Origin of the sequence: Pseudomonas entomophila (genome assembly GCF_013523165.1) — a bacterium.
GTDB classification, from domain to species: domain Bacteria; phylum Pseudomonadota; class Gammaproteobacteria; order Pseudomonadales; family Pseudomonadaceae; genus Aquipseudomonas; species Aquipseudomonas entomophila_A.
This window is the reverse complement of record NZ_JAAMQI010000004.1, coordinates 1-21,367: the sequence shown is the minus strand read 5'-3', so window position 1 is coordinate 21,367 and position 21,367 is coordinate 1. Positions and strand designations below refer to the sequence as shown.

The window sequence follows — 21,367 nt, the reverse complement described above, 5'->3', positions numbered from 1 at the left end:
AAAACAGGAGATCCCGATGTTTTACACCGGTGAATGGAATCGTGACGAAGTCGACTACAAGGCGCTGGCGGGGCAATGGCATGTGCTGTGCCGCAGCGAGGACGTCGGGGCGCATCAGCCCCTGGCCGCCAAGCTGCTGGGCGAAGACCTGGTGCTGTGGCGAGACGAAGCGGGCCAGGTCCATGCGTGGAAAGACTACTGCGGCCACCGGGGGGCGCGTCTGTCGCTGGGCTGCGTCAAGCAGGGCGAAATCGAGTGCCCTTACCATGGCTGGCGCTACAACGCCCAAGGGCAGTGCACACGGGTGCCTGCCCACCCGGAGCGCAGCGGGCCGGCCTCGCACCGCCTGGTGTACCGGCATTACGCGCAAGAGCGCTATGGCTACGTGTGGGTCAGCCTGGAAGCACCCCAGCGCCCCCTGCCCGAGCTGCCACAATGGGAGGATGACAGTTACCGGAAGGTCTACGCCGGCCCGTACCACTACAAGGCCAACGCCTTGCGGTCGCTGGAAAACTTCATCGACGCTTCGCATTTCCCTTTCGTCCACGCTCACCTCAACGGCCTGCCGGACGCACCGGAACCGCTGAAAAAGTACAGCGTGCACGAGGACGAGCGTGGCCTGCACTCTTCGGAGATCACCGTGTTCCAGCCGTTCGGCGATCACCGCGGCATACCGGTCAACGCTCGCTATACCTACTCGGTGCTCAACCCCACCACGGCGTACTTCATGAAGAAAACCGGCGAAACCGAGCGTTTCTGCACGTTCTTCAATGCCACGCCGGTGGATGAAGCCGAGTGCATCATCTGGCTGATCGTGGCCATCAACTTCGGCCCGGAGTTGACCCTTGAGCAGATCCTCGCCCGCCAGAACACCGTGTTCGAGCAGGACCGGCGCATCGTCGAATCGCAGCGGCCTGCCCGACTGCCGCTGGACCCACGCGCGGAAATGCACGTGGTGAGCGATCGCATGGGCCTCGAGTACCGCCGCTGGATCCACGCCTTGGGCCAGCAAGCGCTCGGCCATAAGCAGCACCACACCATCGCCACGGTTTCCCTTTGACAAGGACTGTCTCATGAACCCGAATGCTTTGCAGATGCTGGCCGCACGGGAATCCAATGCCCGCACGTATGCCAGGAACATTCCCAAGGTCCTGAGCCATGGCCAGGGCGCCGAGGTGATCGACAGCGAAGGCCGTCATTACCTGGACTGCCTGGCCTGTGCAGGCGCACTGCCCCTGGGCCATAACCACCCGTTCGTCCGTGACCGGGTGATCGCCTTTCTTCAGTCCGGACAGCTGCAACAGGCGCTGGATATCGCCACCCCTGCGAAAGTCGATTTCGTCGAGGAACTGTACCGGGCGCTTCCCGCCGAATTTGCCGCCCATGCGCGCTTCCAGCTCTGCGGCCCTACAGGTGCGGATGCCGCCGAAGCGGCACTCAAGCTGTTCAAAACCGCCACCGGGCGGCGTCCGGTCATCGTGTTCCAGGGCGCCTACCATGGAATGACCCACGGCACGCTGGGCATGATGGGCAATCTGGCGCCCAAGCACGCGATCAGCGGGCTGCCTGGCGAAGTGCATTTCGCGCCGTACCCCTATGCCTTCCGCAGCCCCTTCGGCGCAGGCATGCGTGCCGATGACACCGATGCGCTGAGCCTGGCGTGCCTGGACAACCTGCTCAGCGACCCCGAAAGCGGCGTGGGCAAGCCCGCCATGGTGCTGCTCGAAGCCATCCAGGGCGAAGGCGGCTGCATTCCCGCCAGTGCTCACTGGCTACGCCAGGTACGCGACATCACCACACGGCATCAGGTCCCACTGGTGATCGACGAGATTCAGAGTGGCATTGGCCGCAGCGGCGACATGTTCGCCTTCGAGCAGGCCGGTATCACCCCCGACGCCATTCTGCTCTCCAAAGCCATCGGCGGGGGTTATCCCCTGTCCGTACTGGTCTATCTGAACCAGTACGACCTGTGGAAACCCGGCGCGCATGCCGGCACCTTCCGAGGCAACCAGATTGCGCTGGTCAGCGGCGCCGCCACCTTGGAATACATTCGCCAGGAGGGCGTGCTCGAGCATGTACGCCAGGTAGGCGATCAACTGCGTGAAGGTTTGCTGCGACTCCAGCAGCAGCATGCCTGCATCGGTGACGTACGAGGGCGGGGCTTGATGGTGGGCATGGAACTGGTCGATCCACAGGGCGCCCTGGATGCCCAAGGCCATCGCCTGGCTGCCGGCGACTTGGCCACACGCGTGAAACGCGCCTGCCTGGACGAAGGCCTGCTCATTGAAACAGGCGGGCGGCATGGCGCCGTGCTGCGGTTCCTGCCACCACTGGTGATCACGCCCGCACAAGTGGAGCAGATCCTGCAGCGCCTCGGGCGTGCGCTGCAACGCACATTGGCTCACTCGTCCCATGTGGCGAACACACTGGAGGCGCAAGCATGAACCGTCCCTCGCCTATCGTCGACCTGCTGGGCATCGGTTTCGGCCCGGCCAACCTGGCGCTGGCCATCGCGCTCGAAGAGCTGGCACCTCACCTGAACGTGGCGTTTCTGGAGCGGCGCCTGGGGCCGTTCTGGCAACCCAACATGCTGCTGCCTGGTTCGGATATCCAGAACCATCCGCTGCGCGACCTGGTGACGCCCCGAAACCCGCGCAGCCGCTATGGCTTCACCAACTTTCTCTTCGAGCAAGGCCGTCTCTACGAACACCTGAACCTGCCGCTTCATTACCCCCTGCGCGAAGAGTACGCACAGTACGTCACGTGGGCCGCCGGCTTCTTCGCTGACCGTGTGCAGTATGGCTGCGAAGCACAGACCGTGACGTTGGTCGATGAGCCCGGAGGCGAGCGCCACTATCAGGTGACCTGTACCAACGGGCGTACCGTGCGTGCGCGCGCACTGGTCCTGGCACCTGGGCGTACCCCTCATATACCGGCACCGTTTGCCGGGATCACCGACGCCCGTATTCGCCACCTGAACGACTACCTGCCTGCGCTGGCCGAAAGCATCGCGGCGACGGGGGGCCAGTCTCGGGTGGCAGTCATCGGCGGCAGCCAGAGCGCCGTGGAAATCCTGCTCCATGCCAGTGAGCAGTCAGGCGTGCGGGACGTGGTGGGTTTCACGCGCAATTTCGGTTACCGGCAAAAAGACACCAGCCCGTTTTCCGATGAGGTCTACTTTCCGGCCTTCGTCGACACGTTCTACCAGGCGACCCCCGACCAGAAGGCGCGGCTGCGTCGCGAGCTGGTGCACACCAACTATTCGGCAGCCGATATCGACGTTCTCAATCAGTTGTACGTGCGTCGCTATGAGCAATCCTTGCGCGGAGAAGACCGGCTGCAATTGCGCACGTGCGAGGAGATCCAGGCGTGCCGCCCTTCGGCCGGGCAGGTGGAGATAGAGAGCCGGCATGCCCTGCAGGGGGAGCATCATCGTCAGGGATTCGACCTGGTCATCCTGGCCACCGGTTTTCTCGACCTGGGGCAAGGCGAACGTCAGGAGCCTGTGCCGCCGCTGCTGGCGACATTGATCGACGAGCACGCGCACGCGGGGCTGTCGGTCCAACGTGACTACCGTATCGACCTGGGCAACGCGCTACCGATCTACCTGAATGGTCTGTGCGAGTCCACGCACGGGATGGGCGATGCCGGCTCCTTCAGCTTGCTGGCGCTGCGCGCCCAGTCCATCGTCGAGTCGCTGACCACGGCCCTGACGACTCCAGAGCCTGCAGCTCATGCATAGCCATGGCTTGCATGAGCTGCTGACGGCGCCTTCGTGCTGGCAGGCTCGATTGGCCTGTCGTCAGGTCCATGCCGCGCCTTTGCCGCTGGAGACCGATGTCGCCATCATCGGTGCCGGCCTCGGCGGTCTGGCCGCCGCGCAACGGGCGCTCGAGGCCGGGCTGTCCGTTACGGTACTGGAGGCGAACCAGGTAGGCAGCGGCGGCAGCGGGCGAAACTCGGGGTTCGTGGTGCCCGTACCGGCTCGTCACACGCCAGACTCGCTTCGTCGATGCGTGGGCAGTGGCACCCGCGCGTTGATGGCGGCGCTTCAAGAGGCCGTCCAAGGTGTGTTCGAGCAGATTCCGAGCGAAGGCCAACGTGGCTGGTTGCAACCGTTCACGCCGGCCCTGTCCGCCAACGCCCAGGCACTGGCCGCCGGTTGGCGGGCCTTGGGCGTGGATGTCGGCATGCTCGAAGGCGAGGCGCTCGTGCACGCGATCGGCACGCCTCGCTACACGACGGCCTTGCACTTTCCGGGCGGGGGCGCCATCGACCCTCTAACCTTGCTGCAACAGCTGGCCAATGCGATCTACCAGCGGGGCGGATCGATCATCGAGCACTGCCCGGTCGTGCGGATCACCCCCACAGGCTGCGGGATCGTTCTGGAAACCCCGACAGGCCGCTTGAAGGCAAGTCGTGTCTTCATCGCCGGTAATGCCTACGGTACGGGGGCCAGTCAGGCGACTCGTCGCGCTATAGGGCCACTCCCGCTCACCTTGGCCACCTTCGCCATGCCCCGCCCTGCTGCGTCCAGCCCGCTGCCTTTTTCCGACACGCACAAGGACATGTGGTTTGCACGCTGGCTCGACGCCCGCACGGTCCTGACCGGTTGCTTCGCCCTTCCCTGGCAACGCTCGACCCAAGCCTGCAGTGATCTGTTACAGGGCCGCCTCGATGGCCTGTATGGCCACCGGCCCGCTGCGCCGCTTCAACACTGGGCTGGCTGGGTGGGCTTGACGCCCAACGGCCTGCCCAAGGTTCACGACGGCGACAGGCGAATCCTCAGCTGGAGTGGCTGCAATGGGCGCGGTATCGCTCTTTCGCTGATGATGGGTCGAACCCTGATGGATCAGCTGTGCGGGCTGGCCGGGCCGTGCATACCGCGGACTGGGCCGGGCTGGCGGACGGGCAATGTGCTGGCCTGGCTGGCACAAGTCGTCATCGCACAAGACCGTTACCGACAACGCCGCACCTTACTGGCGTCCTGAGTCCCTTTTCTGCACGAGAGCCCACCATGAGTGCTTGTCCCTTTCATTATTCACAATACCGCGCCACCTCGCCCGAATTGATCGATCGCTTCATCGACGCGTTTCCGCTGGCGATTCTCACATCGCATGAAGAAGGCCGTTTCTTTTCCAGCCACATTCCCCTCTTGCGCCAGGCAGACGGCTCGCTGTTCGGCCATGTGGACGGCGCCAACCCCCAGTTTCGCGGCCAGGGTGAAATCCGTTGCCAGATCATCTTCACAGGACCGTCCGCCTATATTCCGCCTGAGGCGTACGTCTCTTCTCAGCTACCGACCTGGAATTACCTCGCCGTGCACATGCAGGCCATCGTCCGCGTGTCCGAGAACGCTCCTCAGAACCTCGAGATCCTGCAGCAAACGGCCCAGCGACTGGCCACCGGCGATCGGAGCTATCACGTCGATCCTGCCGACCCCAGGGTCCTCAAGAACCTGCCGCACATACGCGGCCTGAGCATTCACCCGATCTGCGTGGAGGGGCGTTTCAAGCTGTCCCAGGACAAGACCGCCCCCGATGCCTCGGCCGCGCTGAACCATCTGCTGTCCCAGAGCCTCGACGAGCACCGTGACCTGCTGACCGAGCTGTTGACCACCGCCCCCTTGCATCCCATCGAGGCTTGACCATGCCCATCGTACGTATAGAAGACCCCGTGCACCGGACGCCTGAAACACGTCAGGCGATCATCGAAACGGTTTACCGCTGCCTGCGCCATGTATTCAAGGTCAGTGACGAGGAGTTGCAAGCGCGTTATCACACCTACGCCCCACACGATTTCCGCAGCCCAGGGGACTGCGACGCCTTCCTGCAGGTCGAGATCACCGTCTTCAAAGGGCGCACGCTCAACACCAAGCGTCGGCTGTACCAGGCCATAAGCCAGGCGTTGTCGGAGCAGCTCCATCTGCCGATAGAGGCTGTGCTGATCCTGCTCGATGAGCGTGAGGGCGAAAACTGGGGAATGCGCGGCGGCATACCCGCGTGCGAAATCGACTTCGGTTATGCCATCGATATCTGACAGCGACGCAGGCTTTTCAGGCAGACAAACAGAAACGGCGCCCGAAGGCGCCGTTTCTATTCGAAGCGCCTGTTACTTGCGCTTCATCGACAGGAAGAACTCGTCGTTGGTCTTGGTCTGCTTGAGCTTGTCGACCAGGAACTCGACGGCGGCGATCTCGTCCATCGGGTGCAGCAGCTTGCGCAGGATCCACATGCGCTGCAGTTCGTCGTCGGCGGTCAGCAGCTCTTCGCGACGGGTACCGGAGCGGTTGATGTTGATGGCCGGGAACACGCGCTTCTCGGCAATGCGGCGATCCAGTGGCAGCTCCATGTTGCCCGTGCCCTTGAACTCCTCGTAGATCACCTCGTCCATCTTCGAGCCGGTCTCGACCAGCGCGGTGGCGATGATGGTCAGCGAGCCGCCCTCCTCGATGTTACGCGCAGCACCGAAGAAGCGCTTCGGCTTCTCCAGGGCATGGGCGTCCACACCACCGGTCAGCACCTTGCCCGAGCTCGGAATGACGGTGTTGTAGGCGCGTGCCAGACGGGTAATGGAGTCGAGCAGGATGACCACGTCCTTCTTGTGCTCGACCAGGCGCTTGGCCTTCTCGATCACCATCTCGGCGACTTGCACGTGGCGGGTCGGCGGCTCGTCGAAGGTCGAGGCGACCACTTCGCCGCGCACGGTACGCTGCATCTCGGTCACTTCTTCCGGGCGCTCGTCGATCAGCAGGACGATCAGGTGGCACTCGGGGTTGTTACGCGTGATGTTGGCCGCGATGTTCTGCAGCATGATGGTCTTGCCCGCCTTCGGCGGCGCGACGATCAGACCACGCTGGCCCTTGCCGATCGGTGCACACAGGTCGATCACGCGACCGGTGAGGTCTTCGGTGGAACCGTTGCCGGCTTCCATCTTCAGACGCTTGTTCGGGAACAGGGGGGTCAGGTTCTCGAAGAGAATCTTGTTCTTGGCGTTTTCCGGACGGTCGAAGTTGATGGTGTCGACCTTCAGCAGCGCGAAGTAGCGCTCGCCTTCTTTCGGTGGGCGGATCTTGCCCACGATGGTGTCGCCGGTACGCAGGTTGAAGCGGCGGATCTGGCTGGGCGAGACATAGATGTCGTCCGGGCCGGCCAGGTAAGACGCATCGGCGGAACGCAGGAAACCGAAACCATCCTGGAGAATCTCCAGCACGCCGTCACCCGAGATCTCTTCGCCGCTCTTCGCGTGTTTTTTCAGCAGGGAGAAAATCACGTCCTGCTTGCGCGAACGGGCCATGTTTTCGATGCCCATCTGTTCGGCCATTTCCAGCAGATCGGTAATCGGCTTTTGCTTGAGTTCAGTCAGGTTCATAAGGGGAGTGACGTAATCATGTAAGAAGGGAGGATTAAGCTTCTGGCTTAATGAAGCCGCGCCGCAAGAAGGCGACAGGATCGCGTACTGATTCGAATTGGGGGTGCATCGGCGACGGCGTGCAGAGGGCACTGGAGAAACAGTGCGAGGCCGAATGTATCACTTGCTTTTTTCGACGTCTAGTGATTTGCAAAAGAAAAGCCCCGGAAATTCCGGGGCTTTTTCATCGCTCGCGCCTGCCTTACAGGTGGGCGTCGAGGAACGCTGCCAGTTGCGACTTGGACAGGGCACCCACTTTGGTGGCTTCGACGTTGCCGTTCTTGAACAGCATCAGCGTCGGGATGCCGCGCACACCGTGCTTGGCAGGGGTTTCCTGGTTTTCGTCGATGTTCAGCTTGGCGACGGTCAGCTTGCCTTGGTAGGTGGAGGCGATGTCGTCCAGCACGGGGGCGATCATCTTGCAGGGGCCGCACCATTCGGCCCAGTAGTCGACCAGTACCGGACCTTCGGCCTTCAGCACTTCGGACTCGAAGGTGGCATCGGTGACGTATTTGATCAGATCGCTCATGGATATCTCCATATCATAGGCAAGAAAAAACGTGACCCATCATAGCCGCACCGGCGCGCTACAGGAAGCTGCGGGCGATTGGCTGTCACTATGGAAGCGCTTGATCCCGTCAATCGGTGCCGACTGCCAGGCGTCGCCGGGGCGCATGACGTTGCCTCCCATCAACGCAGATCACGTCGCGCGTTGGCGCGCGGCGTGGATCGTGGCACGATTGTCGGGTAATCGACCGAGAACCTCGAGATCATGCCGCATACCAAAGCGAAGAACCTGTCCCTGATCGCCGCCATCGACCTTGGCTCCAACAGCTTCCACATGGTCGTGGCCAAGGCCCACCTCACCGAGATCCGCATTCTCGAGCGACAGGGCGAGAAGGTTCAGCTGGCCGCCGGCATCGGCGAGGACCGCCTGCTCAGCGAAGAGGCCATGCAACGCGGCCTCGACTGCCTGAAGCGGTTCGCCCAACTGATCAATGGCCTGCCCGATGGCGCCGTCAGGATCGTCGGCACCAACGCCCTGCGCGAGGCCCGCAACCGGGCCGAATTCATTCACCGCGCCGAAGCCATCCTCGGCCACCCGGTCGAGGTCATCTCCGGCCGTGAAGAGGCGCGCCTGATCTATCTGGGCGTCTCGCATACCCTCGCCGATACCCCCGGCAAGCGCCTGGTCGCCGACATCGGCGGCGGCAGCACCGAATTCATCATTGGCCAACGGTTCGAGCCCTTGCTGCGCGAGAGCCTGCAGATGGGCTGCGTGAGCTTCACGCAGCGTTATTTCCGCGATGGCAAGATCACCCCGGCGCGCTACGCCCAGGCCTACACCGCCGCGCGTCTGGAGCTGATGAGCATCGAGCACGGCCTGCACCGGCTGGGCTGGGACGAGGCCATCGGGTCGTCCGGCACCATTCGCGCCATCGGTGCGGCCATCAAGGCCGGTGGTCAGGGTGCGGGCGAAGTCAACGCACCGGGCCTGGCCTGGCTCAAACGCAAGCTGTTCAAGCTCGGCGAGACCGACAAGATCGACTTCGATGGGGTCAAGCCGGACCGCCGCGCGATCTTCCCGGCCGGGCTGGCGATTCTCGAAGCCATCTTCGATGCGCTGGAGTTGCAGCAGATGACCCACTGCGACGGCGCGCTGCGCGAGGGCGTGCTGTACGACCTGCTCGGCCGCCACCACCATGAGGACGTGCGTGAGCGCACCCTCAGCTCCCTGATGGAGCGCTACCATGCCGACCAGCAGCAAGCTGAACGCGTCGAGCGCAAGGCCCTGCATGCGTTCGACCAGGTCGCCGCGGCCTGGGGCCTGGAGGAAGGCAACTGGCGCGACCTGCTGAGCTGGGCAGCCAAGGTGCACGAGATCGGGCTGGACATCGCGCACTACCACTACCACAAGCACGGCGCCTACCTGATCGAGCACTCCGACCTGGCCGGGTTCTCGCGCGAGGACCAGCAGATGCTCGCGCTGCTGGTGCGAGGCCATCGACGCAACATCCCCAAGGACCGTTTCGCCGAGTTCGGCGAGGAAGGCGCGACCCTGATCCGTCTGTGCGTGCTGCTGCGTTTCGCCATCCTCTTCCACCACATCCGTGGGACCCAGCAGATGCCCACGGTCGAACTGCACCCTGGGCATGATCAGCTGGACGTGGTGTTCCCGGACGGCTGGCTGGAGCAGAACCAACTGACCCAGGCCGACTTCGCCAACGAGGCGCAGTGGCTGGCCCGGGTCGGTTTCGTGCTCAACGTACGCTGAGCACCGGGTTGCTCAGGCGCTCGAGCAGGGTGGCCTGGGCATTGCGCGGGTTCTGGTTGCCGGTGGGGGTGCTGCGTACGTAGCGACCGTCGGGCTGCAGGATCCAGGCGTGGGTGTTGTCGGTCAGGTAGCTCTCCAGCTCCTTCTTGACGCGCATGATCAGCTTCTTGCCCTCGACCGGGAAGCAGGTCTCGACACGCTTGTCGAGGTTGCGCTCCATCCAGTCGGCACTGGACAGGAACATCTGCTCCTCACCGCCATTGAGGAAGTAGAACACCCGTGTGTGCTCCAGGAAGCGGCCGACGATCGAGCGCACCTGGATGTTGTGCGACACGCCCGCGACCCCCGGCCGCAGGCAGCACATGCCACGCACCACCAGGTCGATGCGCACGCCGGCCTGACTGGCCTTGTACAGGGCGCGGATGATCTTGGCATCGGTCAGCGAGTTGAACTTGGCGATGATGTGCGCCGGCTTGCCGTCCACCGCGAACTGGGTCTCGCGCGCGATCATGTCGAGCATGCCCTTCTTCAGGGTGAACGGCGCGTGCAGCAGCTTCTTCATGCGCAGGGTCTTGCCCATGCCGATCAGCTGGCTGAACAGCTTGCCCACGTCCTCGCACAGCGCATCGTCGGACGTCAGCAGGCTGTAGTCGGTGTAGAGGCGTGCGTTGCCGGCGTGGTAGTTGCCGGTGCCCAGGTGGGCGTAGCGCACGATGTCGCCTGCCTCGCGGCGCAGGATCAGCATCATCTTGGCGTGCGTCTTGAAACCGACCACGCCGTAGATCACCACCGCGCCCGCCGCTTGCAGGCGGCTGGCCATCTGCAGGTTGGACTCCTCGTCGAAGCGTGCGCGCAGCTCGATGACTGCGGTCACTTCCTTGCCGTTACGCGCGGCGTCGACCAGGGCATCGACGATTTCCGAGTTGGCACCACTGCGGTACAAGGTCTGGCGTACCGCCAGCACGTGAGGGTCCTTGGCAGCCTGGCGCAGCAGGTCGACCACCGGCGTGAACGACTCGAAGGGGTGCATCAGCAGCACGTCCTGCTTGCTGATGACGCTGAAGATGTTGTCGGCGTTCTGCAGCAGTTTCGGGATGGCCGGCGTGAACGGCATGTATTGCAGTTCAGGATGGCTGTCCAGGCCAGTGATGCTGAACAGGCGCGTCAGGTTGACCGGGCCGTTGACCTGGTACAGCTCGCTCTCGCTCAGGTTGAACTGCTTGAGCAGGTAGTCGGACAAGTGCTTGGGGCAGGTATCGGCGACTTCCAGGCGCACGGCATCGCCGTAGCGGCGCGAGAACAGCTCACCGCGCAACGCGCGGGCCAGGTCCTCGACGTCCTCGGAGTCCAGCGCCAGGTCGGCGTTACGGGTCAGTCGGAACTGGTAGCAGCCCTTGACCTTCATGCCCTGGAACAGGTCGTCGGCGTGCGCATGGATCATCGACGACAGGAACACGTGGTTGGCGCCTGGCCCACCGACCTCTTCCGGTACGCGGATCACGCGGGGCAACAGCCGTGGCGCCGGGATGATGGCCAGGCCCGAGTCGCGCCCGAAAGCGTCGACGCCTTCCAGTTCGACGATGAAGTTCAGGCTCTTGTTGACCAGCAAGGGGAACGGGTGCGTCGGGTCGAGGCCGATCGGGGTGATGATCGGCGCGATCTCGTCGCGGAAATAGCGGCGCACCCAGGTCTTGAGCTTGGGTGTCCAGTAGCGCCGACGGATGAAGCGGATCTGATGCTTTTCCAGCTCGGGCAGCAGCACGTCGTTGAGGATCGCGTACTGCCGATCGACCTCAAAGTGCACCAGTTCGCTGATCCGCGCCATGGCCTGATGGGGTTGCAGGCCGTCGGCACCGGCCTGCTCGCGGGCGAAGGCGATCTGCTTCTTCAGGCCCGCGACACGGATTTCGAAGAACTCGTCCAGGTTGCTGGAAAAGATCAGCAGGAACTTCAAGCGCTCGAGCAGCGGATACGACTCGTCCAGCGCCTGTTCGAGCACGCGGATGTTGAACTGCAGCTGCGACAGCTCGCGATGAATGTACAGACTGCTGTCGTCGAGCCCCGGAATGGCGATGGCCGGTGCAGGCGCCGGAGGCGGCACTGCGGTGTCCAGAGGGGCTTCGGAAACGGGCAGGTCTGGAGGCGTCTCCACCAGCTCGGTAGGCACCGCGCGGGCTTCCTTGGGGTCGAACGGTGTCGGCACTTCGTTATTCATCAGTCGTTCCTGTAGGGCCTTACTGCCCTTTCAACAGTTGAGCGGCACGCACGGCGAAGTAGGTGAGAATGCCATCGGCACCGGCCCGCTTGAAAGCGGTCAGCGACTCGAGAATGACCGCCTCGCTCAGCCAGCCATTCTGGATGGCGGCCATGTGCATGGCGTATTCACCGCTGACCTGGTAGGCGAACACCGGCACGCGGAACTCGGTCTTGACCCGATGGACGATGTCCAGGTACGGCATGCCTGGCTTGACCATGACCATGTCGGCGCCCTCGGCCAGGTCGGTCGCGACCTCGTGCAGGGCTTCGTCGCTGTTGGCCGGGTCCATCTGGTACGACGCCTTGTTGGCCTTGCCCAGGTTGGCAGCCGACCCCACCGCGTCGCGGAAAGGACCGTAGTAGGCACTGGCGTACTTGGCCGAGTAGGCCATGATGCGCACGTTCACGTGGCCGGCCAGCTCCAGGGCTTCGCGGATGGCTTGCAGGCGGCCGTCCATCATGTCCGACGGTGCGACCATCTGCGCACCGGCGTCGGCGTGGGACAAGGCTTGGCGGACCAGTGCGTCGACGGTGATGTCGTTCTGCACGTAACCCTCGTCGTCGAGGATGCCGTCCTGGCCGTGCGTAGTGAAGGGGTCGAGCGCGACGTCGGTGATCACGCCCAGTTCAGGGAAGCGCGCACGCAGGGCACGGGTGGCTCGCTGGGCGATACCGTCGGGGTTCCAGGCTTCGGCGCCGTCGAGGGTCTTCTTCTCCAGCGGGGTGACCGGGAACAGCGCCAGCGCGGGGATCCCCAGCGCAACCCATTCTTCGGCCGCCTCGAGCAGCAGGTCGATCGACAGGCGTTCGACGCCGGGCATGGAAGCGACCTCTTCACGGCGACCTTCGCCATCGAGCACGAACACCGGCAGGATGAGGTCATCGACCGTCAGCACGTTCTCGCGCATCAGGCGACGGGAAAAGTCGTCCCGGCGATTGCGACGCAGGCGAGTGGCAGGGAACAGACGGTTGGCGGGGGTAAAGCTCACGGCAAACTCCTGAGCCCGCGCAGGCGGGCTAGCGCGACAGTTATAGGCGTCCATTATGACGCCTGCGTTACAGATCTGATCAACCTTGCGACCCATGGACGCAGGGATTGTCCCACGGAAGTCGTTCACGTCGAGACACATTTGGACACTTTCACGAATGCCTGCGAAGGGGTAGGCTGCGCGTTCATTTCGCCAGCACCTACGCCATGCTTCAACAATTCCTGCAGGATTTTGGCTATTTTGCCCTGTTCCTCGGCACGTTCTTCGAAGGCGAGACCATTTTGGTCCTCGCAGGCTTCCTTGCGTTCCGCGGATACATGGACATCAACCTGGTGGTGCTGACGGCCTTCTTCGGCAGCTATGCCGGCGACCAGCTGTGGTATTTCCTCGGCCGCAGCCGTGGCCGCAGCCTGCTGGCACGCAAGCCGAGCTGGCAGGCGGCGGGCGATCGTGCGCTGGAGCACATCCGGCGTCACCCGGACATCTGGGTGCTGAGCTTTCGCTTCGTCTACGGCCTGCGCACCGTCATGCCAGTGGCCATCGGCCTGTCGGGCTACCCTCCCCGTCGATACCTGCTGCTCAACGGGATTGGCGCGGCGGTCTGGGCCATTGCCCTGGGGGCGGCGGCCTATCACTTCGGCGCCATTCTCGAAGGCTTGCTGGGCAGCGTGAAGAAGTACGAGCTGTGGGTGCTGGGCGGGTTGCTGCTGATCGGTATCCTGCTGTGGATCCGTCGGCGCTTCCGTACCGTGCGCGCCGAGCGCAAGGCGGCGGCCGAGGCCAAGGCCGCGCAGGCGGTCACGCCTCAGGACGAGCCACCCGAACAGCGCCCTTGAGCACGCCCTCTCTGCTGACGCTCGCCTGAGAACCGGCCGCCGTTCTCTTTCAGGCCCTTGGCACGAAGACATCCGTGGCACACACGGTGGCATGCCTTGAGCGTGCGTATCTGCCACACTGTCGTCATCGATGCCTCGACCTTGGAGAAACGAGCATGCAGAAGAAGATCGCGGTGATCTTGTCGGGTTGTGGCGTCTACGACGGCGCTGAAATCCACGAAAGCGTCATTACCCTGCTACGCCTCGATCAGCGCGGCGCACAGGTCCAGTGTTTCGCACCCGATATCGACCAGAAGCACGTCATCAACCACCTGACCGGCGAACAAACCCCAGGCGCGCGCAACGTATTGGTGGAGTCGGCACGCATCGCGCGTGGCCAGGTCAAGGACCTGCGCGAAGCCAAGGCCGATGAGTTCGACGGCCTGATCGTGCCAGGTGGCTTCGGGGCCGCCAAGAACCTGTCCGATTTCGCGGAGAAAGGCGCCGACTGCAGCGTGCAGCCCGAGGTACTGGCCTTCATCAAGGCCTTTGCAGAGCAGCGCAAGCCGGTGGGCCTGATGTGCATTGCGCCGGCTTTCGCGGCGAAGATCTATGGTGAAGGCGTCGTGTGCACGATCGGCAACGACGCCGAGACCCTTGCCGCCTTGGTGAAGATGGGCGCCACGCACGAAGAATGCGACGTGCACGACATCGTCGAGGACACCGAGCGGAAGTTGGTCACCACCCCCGCCTACATGCGCGCCCAGTCGATCAGCGAAGCGGCGGCGGGCATCTACAAGCTGGTCGACCGGGTACTGGACCTGACCCACGCTGACTGGTGAAGACCACCGGCAGCTTGCTGGAGGCCCCGGAAATGGGCTGGCGTCAGGCACCCGCCTGACGCAGCAGCCGCGTCAGGATGCGATCCAGCGCATTGGCGAACGCCTGCTTCTCCCGCTCGCCATAGGGCGCCTGCCCTCCTCCGACCTGGCCTTGCTCGCGCAACTCGGTGAACAGATTGCGCACGGCCAGGCGGTCGCCCATGTTCCGCTCATCGAACTCTCGGCCACGCGGGTCCAGGGCAGCGACGCCCTTCTTGATCAACCGATCGGCCAGGGGTACATCGCTGCAGATCGCCAGCTCGCCGGGCAAGGCGTTGTCGACCAGGTAATCGTCCGCGGCATCCATGCCACTGGGCACGACGATCAGGCGCACGCAGGTCAGTGTGGGCTTGGCCAGGGCCTGGCCAGCGACCATCACCACCTCCAGCTTGCGCTTGAGGGCGAACTTGATCACCAAGTCCTTGGCGGCTTTCGGGCAGGCATCGGCGTCGATCCAGATACGCATGGACAAGGTCATCCTGGAAAAAGGGCCAGAGAGTATCGCCTGACAGCAAGGTCTGCTTCAAACGACGGGCAGCGCAGGGTGCAGTGGCGCCGAGGCGACACTGTTCGAGCGACGTGATGGAGCTCCTGAACTCGGCAACCGCTCAGATCAGGCCTTCTTCCTCGTCTTCCTTGATCAGGGTGGTCAGGCTCCCCAGTGCCCTGCGCGCGTGCGAACGGCTGAGCAGCTTGGCCTGCGCCCCCGGCGGCAGATCGGTGATGCTGAAGACGCCTTTGGCCGTCAGGACCTCGATCAGGTCCTCCAGCACCCGGATCATGTCCAGGTCGCTCTGCTTGAGCTGCTTGAGGCTGTTCTCCACGACGTCGTCGGCGAACCAGTCCTGAATCTCGGCATGGTCGGGCGGCAGTGTTTCGGTGGACTCGGCGTACGGCGCAGCTTCCACACGCAGCAGCCGACCTCCGGCGTCGCGTTGCACGTAGAACATGGGGTGTTCCCTCATCACGATGATGCTTCTTGGTAGATCGCAGCATAGGCAAAGTTCACCCACTTCGCCGGCCCGAGGCGCGAGTATGCGCTGCGGGCGGCGAGAGGCAAACCCTGCACTTCACGGTGGCCGGACAAGGCCACCGTGAAGGCGTGGATCAGCTGTTGGAGTTATCGATCTTGATGGTCGGGTCGGCACCGCTGATCAACGAGTTGATGCTGGAGGTCGACCAGTTGACGCCTTCGAGCTTGATCGACACGTCGGCGTTGGCCAGGCCACCCGCTGCGTTGAGCTTGCCCTCGCTGCTGACCTGCAAGGTCGAGCTGCCATCGACCGTGCTGATCTTCAGGAAGTTGTCGATGGTGCTGGCCTTCTCGCCCTGCAACAGGTCACGCAGGTCGATACGGTCGCCTTCACTGGCCTTGAAGTCCTTGATCACGTCGTTGCCTGTGTCACCTGCCCTCCAGATGAAGGTGTCGGCACCCGCACCGCCGATCAAGGTGTCGTTACCCTTGCCGCCGATGAGGATGTCGTCGCCGTCACCGCCGTCCAGCAGGTCGTTGCCATTACCGCCCAGCAGGATGTCGTTGCCTTTGCCGCCATACAGTTTGTCGTCACCGCCCTGGCCGAACAGGATGTCGTTGCCGTTGCCGCCGTTAAGGATGTCACCCCCGTCGTTGGTCCCGGACAGGTCGAACTCACTGTAGTGCTCAGATACGTACTTGTGCATGAGCTGCGCAGTCACGTCGCCGCTGTCCACGCCCAGTTTGTTGGCCACATAGCCCTGAATGGCCTCGACCCCGGTACCCGCCACCGAGTTGAAGGTGACCAAGTCGCCGAACAGGATGTCGTTGCCATCGCCGCCGTTGATCGTGTCATTGCCAGGCACGGTGGTTTCGGTGTGACCGAGAATGGCATCGGCCAACTTGCTCGGGTCTATGTTGGTCTGCGGCTTTTGGTCCGAGTCGTAGGGTTTCAGATCGCTGACGCTGACCTCGTTATTCAGACCGATCGCTTCGACGTTGGACAGCCCCGATAGCAACTTGAACGTGCTCTGCGAGTTGCTCAGTGTCGCGTCATCGGTGGTGCTGCCAGTTCCCGCACGACCCGACAGTTCATATCCACCATTACCTTCGGCATGAAGCTCGCCAGTCAGCACCGTTTTCATGTAAGAGCCAAAGAGCGTGTACGCCCTAGAGGCCACCGTCAGCACACCACTGTCGACGCTGACGTACGTGTTGTTGTCCAGGTATCGGCCGGCGATGGAGCCACCCGATTGATACCCATTGCCGCTCAGATAGGTATCCATGGCAACACCCGAAGAACCCAACGTGGGATTGGTATTTTCGTTGGTCTGATAGAACGTCGGCTTCCCATCGGTTATGAAGTAGGTCTGGTTACTGCCCGTGTTGCCGGCATTCTTGAGGCTCTGGAACCAGTTGGCCGTAGTCTTGAACGCATCTTCGTAGTTGGTACCGCCACCTGACGTCATGTTGGCCAGCGCATTCTTCAACGTGGTCAGGCCGGCGTCATTGAGTGTCACCGAAACATTGCTCTTGACCTGGGTGGCAAAGTCTACCAGCAGGATATTCACCGTTCCGGACATCGAACCTTTCACACTGTCCGTCAGCGTCTTGAACACCGATTCCAGCGAACTTTTCGCCGCATCCACACCCGACTGTCCCATGCTGCCCGAGGTATCGACGATGAAGGCGATGTTGTAGTCCTTGCCCGCCACGACATGCAGACCCGTGACGTCACCCACGACGATGTCGCTGCCCGTACTGCCCGTGTAGTTATCGTTGTCGGTCGTCAGGTTGGTCGCGGTGTAGCTGTCCGCATAAACGGTGACCTTGAGCGTACCTTCAGTCGTGGCCGTACTGCCGCCAACGCTTTCGGAGGACACCGAGGTGACCTTCACGTCGAACTGACCCGAGTAGTAAGCCGGCGGCTTGATGGTCAGGTTGGACAGGCTCCAGCCTGTCACATCGACGGCCGTAGCGCCGACCGTGACGCTGTGACCGGCGTTGTCGCTGACCACGGCGCCCGCTGGAATACCGCTGAGCTTGACGCTCAGGCTCTCGGAGCCATCAGTGTCGGTCAGTGCCGTACTGATGCCCACCAGTTTGACGCTGCCGTTTTCAGGCCCTTCGTTGAGCTTGTAGCCATCGTAATAGGTCTGGCCGCTGGCGTTGGTGTGCAGGTCCGACGTGCTCAGGCCCGCGCCGGCCATGTCGGCGACACTTTGGTACATCGGGATGTTGGTGCTGCTCAGGTCGGTGACCCCACCGCTACCGACCTTGATGTTCAGGTCATAGCTGCCGGGGCCCGACTGGTTGGCGTGGTAGACCTCGATCGGGTAGTAGCCGCTGGTAGTCGGGGTGAAGCTGCCCGAAATGCTGCCGCCGCCGCCCCAGGTCGCGTTGACCACGCCCTTGCCACCGATGGTGACGTACAGGCTGTCGTCCGCCACGCCGCTGAAGGTGTACACCTTGCCTGCTTCCAGGTACAGCAAGCCCGACGTCTTAGAGCCGGTCTGGGCCGTCACGCTGCTGTCGGACTGCACGTTCGTCGTGGTTTCGCTGCGGTTGGCAGTGCCGGAGTTGGCGAACACGGTCTTGAGCGCTTCGCCAGTGATGCCGTTGCCGTCACTCCCGAGGCCCTTGAGGGTGGTCCAGGACTCTTTGGTCAGGCCCAGCGAGTTGACGTTGTTGCTGGCGATGCTCAGGGTCGGCTTGTCCGCCACCGGTGCGATGTCGATCTTCATCGTCGCTTCGGTACCGACGTTGGTCCCGTCGAACGGCTTGAACTTGACCTGCGCGTAGTCGGCCTGCTTGTTGCCGACACCCGAGCCGCCATAACCGTCGACGCCCGACTGGTTGGCCAGCGGCACGAACTTCAGGTAGCCCTTGCCGATGTCCGCCTGGCTGACCGTCTGGTTCAGCGTGACGTCCACCCATGCCGTGCCGTTGAAGAACTTCAACGCACCCAGGTCCGGCAGCTTGGTGATGCTCACGCTCAGGCCGGTGTTGCCATCGGCGTCCGTGACCTTGAAGTTGTCCCAGGCGAAGACGTAGTCGGTGTCCTCGATACCCGTGACCGCGCCGCCGGTGGACACTGGTGCGTTGTCGTTGTCGATGATCGTCGTGGTGACGCTGGACTTGCTGGCGTCGATCGCCAGGTTCTCGAAGCCACCACCGGTTGCGCTGGCGACCTTGACGACGAAGTTCTCCGCACCTTCGACCAACTGGTCGTCGATGGTCTTGATGTCGAAGCCCACGCTGCTGGCGTTGGCCGGGATCTTCACGGTGGTGACACCGGTGTAGTCCTGGCCGTTGGTGGCGGTGCCACTGTAGGTCAGCGTGACCGTGACGTCGCTCTTCGACGGGTTGCTCAGGGCCAGCGTGTAGTGCGCTGTCCCACCTTCGATCACCGAGGCATCGCCGCTGAGGGTCAGGCTGGTCAGGTCGCCCTGGCCGGCCGGCTCGTCGGTGACCGTGGTGGTACGGGTCTCGCCGCCCAGCGTGAGCTTCTCGAAGTTATCGCCACCGCTGACCGAGGCCAGCTTGTTGACGATGTCTGCCTGCCCACCCACGTAGGCGTCGTCCTTGGCGACGATGGTCACGGTGCCCGTGGTGCTGCCGGCGGCGACCTTGAGCAGGGTACCGTCGGTGAGGGTGAAGGTCAGACCGTTGTGGCCGCCTACAGGCAAGCCTTGAGCGTTGCTCAGAGTCACGGTGTAGGTGACCTGGCCGCCTTCGGTGACGGTGGTCTTGTCGGCGGTCAGGGTCGCCACGACCTCGTTGATCGTGTCGCTGATCTGCACGGTGGCGCTGCTGTTGATGTCGAGGTTCTCGAACGACTTGCCGACCACGGCAGCGTCCTTGACGCTCAGGGTCAACGCACCTGCATCCTTGAACACGTCCTCGCCCTGGACAGGCGCCTTGTAGATCGCCTGGGTCTGGCCGGCGTCGATGACGACCTGCGCACCGTTGCTGAGCGTCACGGTGAGCGGCTGGTCGAGCTTCTGGCTGACCTGGATGGTGAACGACGGCTGTTCGGCTTCGGTGACGTCGCCATTGCTGACGATGGTCACCGAGACCTTGTCGCCCTGGTTGGTGGAGCCCGTCGTACCGCTGCCTGGCTCGTCCTTCACCGAAGTGAAGACTTCGTCCTGGCTCATGGTCAGTTTTTCGAAGATGTCGCCACCTGCCACGGTGACCAGCTTGTTGACGATGGTGGCGTGGCCGCCGATGAAGACATCGTCCGGCGCGGTGACCTGCGTACTGCCCGTCGCGCTGCCGGCAGCCAGGAACACCTTGGTGCCGTCGGACAGGGTGAAGGTCAGGCCACTGTGGCCGCTGACCGGCAGCCCTTGAGCGTTGGTCAGGGTCACGGTGTAGTTGAACGTATTGCCTTCGATCACCGACGTCTTGTCGACCGTCAGGGTCGCGATCACTTCGCTGACCGTGTCGCTGATCTGCACGGTGGCCGCATCGCCCAGTTGCAGGTTCTCGAACGTCTTGCCGACGACTGCAGCGTCCTTGATGCCAACGGTCAGCGAGCCGGCGTCCTTGAAGACGTCCTCGCCTTGGATAGGCGCCTTGTACTGGACCTGGGTCTGGCCGGCGGCGATGACGACACTGGCGCCGTTGGTCAGGGTGACGGTGAGGTCGCGATCCAGGGCCTGGCTCACCTTGACGGTGAAGGCAGGCGGCTGCGACTCGTCCACATCGCCGTTGCTGGTGATGGTGATCAGTACCTTGTCGCCCTGGTTTGTGGAGCCTGTCGTGCCCGAGCCTGGCTCGTCAGTGACGGTCGTGGTCCGGGTTTCGCCGCCCAGGGTCAACTTCTCGAAGTTGTCGCCGCCGCTGACCGAGACCAGCTTGTTGACGATGTCCGCCTGGCCACCGGTGTAGACGTCGTCCTTCGCCACCAGGGTCGCGGTGCCAGTGGTGCTGCCAGCCGGGACTTTGACCACGGTGCCGTCGGTCAAGGTGAAGCTCAGGCCGTTATGGCCGGTGACCGGCAAGCCTTGGGCGTTGGTCAGGGTCACGGTGTAGGTGACCTGGCCGCCTTCGGTGACGGTGGTCTTGTCGGCGGTGAGCGTCGCAACAACTTCGTTGATGGTGTCGGTGATCTGCAACGTTGCTGGGGTGGTGCTCAGCTGCAGGTTCTCGAAGCCTTTGCCACCGGCATCGACTGCGCTCTGAACACCCAGCTTAACGGTTTCGCCGTCTTTGAAGACGTCGTCGCCCTGGGCTGCCAGGGTGTAAGTGGCCGTGGTCGAGCCCGCTTTCACAGTCACGGTAGCGCCGTTGCTGAGGGTAACGTTGAGGTCACGCTCCAGCACACGGTTAGTAGTGACGGTGAAGGTCGCCGACTGGTTCTCGGTGACGCTGGTCTGGTCGGCGGTGATGCCGACGGTGACCAGGTCGCCGCCATTCAAGGTGCCAGTACCGCCTGGATTGCCAGGGGTGCCTGGCTCGTCGGTGACGGTCGTGGTGCGGGTTTCGCCGCCCAGCGTCAATTTCTCGAAGTTGTCGCCACCGCTGACCGAGACCAGCTTGTTGACGATGTCCGCTTGGCCGCCAACATAGGCGTCGTCTTTCACCACGATGGTCGCGGTGCCGGTGGTGGTGCCAGCCGGGACCTTGACCACGGTGCCGTCGGTCAAGGTGAAGCTCAGGCCGTTATGGCCGCTGACCGGCAAGCCTTGGGCGTTGGTCAGGGTCACGGTGTAGGTAACCTGGCCGCCTTCGGTGACAGTGGTCTTGTCCGCGGTCAGTGT

Annotated in this window: 15 protein-coding genes and 1 pseudogene; 9 read left to right on the top strand and 7 right to left on the bottom strand. The window is 63.3% G+C overall.

The genetic code is table 11. The features are described from left to right. Positions 1–16 precede the first annotated feature (16 nt). From G7Z99_RS04095 to G7Z99_RS04070, 6 genes are read left to right on the top strand one after another with little or no spacing between them, the layout of a single operon-like run. Positions 17–1,060: an aromatic ring-hydroxylating dioxygenase subunit alpha gene (locus G7Z99_RS04095; protein WP_181092314.1), complete on the top strand. Its 1,044-nt coding sequence runs from the start codon at positions 17–19 to the stop codon at positions 1,058–1,060. Between the two features lie 13 nt (positions 1,061–1,073). Continuing rightward, positions 1,074–2,444, top strand: a complete 1,371-nt coding sequence (locus G7Z99_RS04090; protein ID WP_181092313.1) for a diaminobutyrate--2-oxoglutarate transaminase family protein — start codon at positions 1,074–1,076, stop codon at positions 2,442–2,444. Next, positions 2,441–3,742: a SidA/IucD/PvdA family monooxygenase gene (locus G7Z99_RS04085; RefSeq protein WP_181092312.1), complete on the top strand. Its 1,302-nt coding sequence runs from the start codon at positions 2,441–2,443 to the stop codon at positions 3,740–3,742. The genes G7Z99_RS04090 and G7Z99_RS04085 overlap by 4 nt, the downstream gene beginning before the upstream one ends. Then, a complete protein-coding gene (locus tag G7Z99_RS04080; RefSeq protein ID WP_181092311.1) occupies positions 3,735–4,991 on the top strand; it encodes an NAD(P)/FAD-dependent oxidoreductase in 1,257 nt (418 codons plus the stop codon). The genes G7Z99_RS04085 and G7Z99_RS04080 overlap by 8 nt, the downstream gene beginning before the upstream one ends. A 26-nt stretch (positions 4,992–5,017) precedes the next feature. Next, positions 5,018–5,647, top strand: a complete 630-nt coding sequence (locus G7Z99_RS04075) for an FMN-binding negative transcriptional regulator (RefSeq protein ID WP_181092310.1) — start codon at positions 5,018–5,020, stop codon at positions 5,645–5,647. A gap of 2 nt (positions 5,648–5,649) precedes the next feature. Next, positions 5,650–6,039, top strand: coding sequence for a tautomerase family protein (locus G7Z99_RS04070; RefSeq protein ID WP_181092309.1), 390 nt, complete (start codon positions 5,650–5,652; stop codon positions 6,037–6,039). A 72-nt stretch (positions 6,040–6,111) separates the two neighbouring features. Here the strand turns inward: G7Z99_RS04070 and rho are convergent, their stop codons facing one another. Together rho and trxA are read right to left on the bottom strand one after the other, a co-directional pair. Further along, complete coding sequence (rho, locus tag G7Z99_RS04065) at positions 6,112–7,371, bottom strand: transcription termination factor Rho (protein WP_181092308.1); 1,260 nt, start codon at positions 7,369–7,371, stop codon at positions 6,112–6,114. Positions 7,372–7,612: 241 nt separating this feature from the next. Continuing rightward, a complete protein-coding gene (gene trxA / locus G7Z99_RS04060) occupies positions 7,613–7,939 on the bottom strand; it encodes a thioredoxin TrxA (protein ID WP_181092307.1) in 327 nt (108 codons plus the stop codon). 243 nt (positions 7,940–8,182) lie between these two features. On the opposite strand from trxA, the gene ppx reads away from it, so the two are divergent. Next, positions 8,183–9,685, top strand: coding sequence for an exopolyphosphatase (ppx, locus tag G7Z99_RS04055; protein ID WP_181092306.1), 1,503 nt, complete (start codon positions 8,183–8,185; stop codon positions 9,683–9,685). Here the strand turns inward: ppx and ppk1 are convergent. Then, the gene (ppk1, locus tag G7Z99_RS04050) at positions 9,672–11,900 is read right to left on the bottom strand and encodes a polyphosphate kinase 1 (protein ID WP_181092305.1); all 2,229 of its coding nucleotides are present in this window, start codon (positions 11,898–11,900) and stop codon (positions 9,672–9,674) included. The two genes, ppx and ppk1, sit on opposite strands and share 14 nt — an antisense overlap. Positions 11,901–11,919: 19 nt before the next feature. Next, positions 11,920–12,930, bottom strand: a complete 1,011-nt coding sequence (gene hemB, locus G7Z99_RS04045) for a porphobilinogen synthase (protein WP_181092304.1) — start codon at positions 12,928–12,930, stop codon at positions 11,920–11,922. A 206-nt stretch (positions 12,931–13,136) separates the two neighbouring features. Here hemB and G7Z99_RS04040 point away from each other — a divergent pair, with 206 nt between their 5' ends. Both G7Z99_RS04040 and elbB read left to right on the top strand, forming a co-directional pair. Continuing rightward, positions 13,137–13,766 (top strand): DedA family protein, encoded by a 630-nt coding sequence (locus tag G7Z99_RS04040; protein ID WP_181092303.1) that lies wholly within the window; start codon positions 13,137–13,139, stop codon positions 13,764–13,766. Positions 13,767–13,921: 155 nt separating this feature from the next. Beyond that, complete coding sequence (elbB, locus tag G7Z99_RS04035; RefSeq protein WP_181092302.1) at positions 13,922–14,587, top strand: isoprenoid biosynthesis glyoxalase ElbB; 666 nt, start codon at positions 13,922–13,924, stop codon at positions 14,585–14,587. Positions 14,588–14,630: 43 nt separating this feature from the next. Here elbB and G7Z99_RS04030 read toward each other — a convergent pair whose 3' ends face one another. The 3 genes and pseudogenes from G7Z99_RS04030 to G7Z99_RS19990 form a co-directional block, all read right to left on the bottom strand. Next, positions 14,631–15,092: a YaiI/YqxD family protein gene (locus G7Z99_RS04030; RefSeq protein ID WP_060395415.1), complete on the bottom strand. Its 462-nt coding sequence runs from the start codon at positions 15,090–15,092 to the stop codon at positions 14,631–14,633. A 142-nt stretch (positions 15,093–15,234) separates the two neighbouring features. Beyond that, on the bottom strand, positions 15,235–15,576 hold the full coding sequence (locus tag G7Z99_RS04025; protein WP_181092301.1) for a tryptophan synthase subunit beta: 342 nt from the start codon (positions 15,574–15,576) through the stop codon (positions 15,235–15,237). A gap of 157 nt (positions 15,577–15,733) precedes the next feature. Beyond that, a pseudogene (locus G7Z99_RS19990) lies at positions 15,734–21,352 on the bottom strand (immunoglobulin-like domain-containing protein); the annotation flags it as partial. Between the last annotated feature and the right edge of the window lie 15 nt (positions 21,353–21,367).

What these genes read in the sequence shown, in the direction of transcription:
- G7Z99_RS04095 (WP_181092314.1), top strand. Translation starts at nt 17, where the DNA reads ATGTTTTACACCGGTGAATGGAATCGTGACGAAGTCGACTACAAGGCG.
- G7Z99_RS04090 (WP_181092313.1), top strand. Translation starts at nt 1,074, where the DNA reads ATGAACCCGAATGCTTTGCAGATGCTGGCCGCACGGGAATCCAATGCC.
- G7Z99_RS04085 (WP_181092312.1), top strand. Translation starts at nt 2,441, where the DNA reads ATGAACCGTCCCTCGCCTATCGTCGACCTGCTGGGCATCGGTTTCGGC.
- G7Z99_RS04080 (WP_181092311.1), top strand. Translation starts at nt 3,735, where the DNA reads ATGCATAGCCATGGCTTGCATGAGCTGCTGACGGCGCCTTCGTGCTGG.
- G7Z99_RS04075 (WP_181092310.1), top strand. Translation starts at nt 5,018, where the DNA reads ATGAGTGCTTGTCCCTTTCATTATTCACAATACCGCGCCACCTCGCCC.
- G7Z99_RS04070 (WP_181092309.1), top strand. Translation starts at nt 5,650, where the DNA reads ATGCCCATCGTACGTATAGAAGACCCCGTGCACCGGACGCCTGAAACA.
- rho (WP_181092308.1), bottom strand. Translation starts at nt 7,371, where the DNA reads ATGAACCTGACTGAACTCAAGCAAAAGCCGATTACCGATCTGCTGGAA.
- trxA (WP_181092307.1), bottom strand. Translation starts at nt 7,939, where the DNA reads ATGAGCGATCTGATCAAATACGTCACCGATGCCACCTTCGAGTCCGAA.
- ppx (WP_181092306.1), top strand. Translation starts at nt 8,183, where the DNA reads ATGCCGCATACCAAAGCGAAGAACCTGTCCCTGATCGCCGCCATCGAC.
- ppk1 (WP_181092305.1), bottom strand. Translation starts at nt 11,900, where the DNA reads ATGAATAACGAAGTGCCGACACCGTTCGACCCCAAGGAAGCCCGCGCG.
- G7Z99_RS04040 (WP_181092303.1), top strand. Translation starts at nt 13,137, where the DNA reads ATGCTTCAACAATTCCTGCAGGATTTTGGCTATTTTGCCCTGTTCCTC.
- elbB (WP_181092302.1), top strand. Translation starts at nt 13,922, where the DNA reads ATGCAGAAGAAGATCGCGGTGATCTTGTCGGGTTGTGGCGTCTACGAC.
- G7Z99_RS04030 (WP_060395415.1), bottom strand. Translation starts at nt 15,092, where the DNA reads ATGCGTATCTGGATCGACGCCGATGCCTGCCCGAAAGCCGCCAAGGAC.
- G7Z99_RS04025 (WP_181092301.1), bottom strand. Translation starts at nt 15,576, where the DNA reads ATGTTCTACGTGCAACGCGACGCCGGAGGTCGGCTGCTGCGTGTGGAA.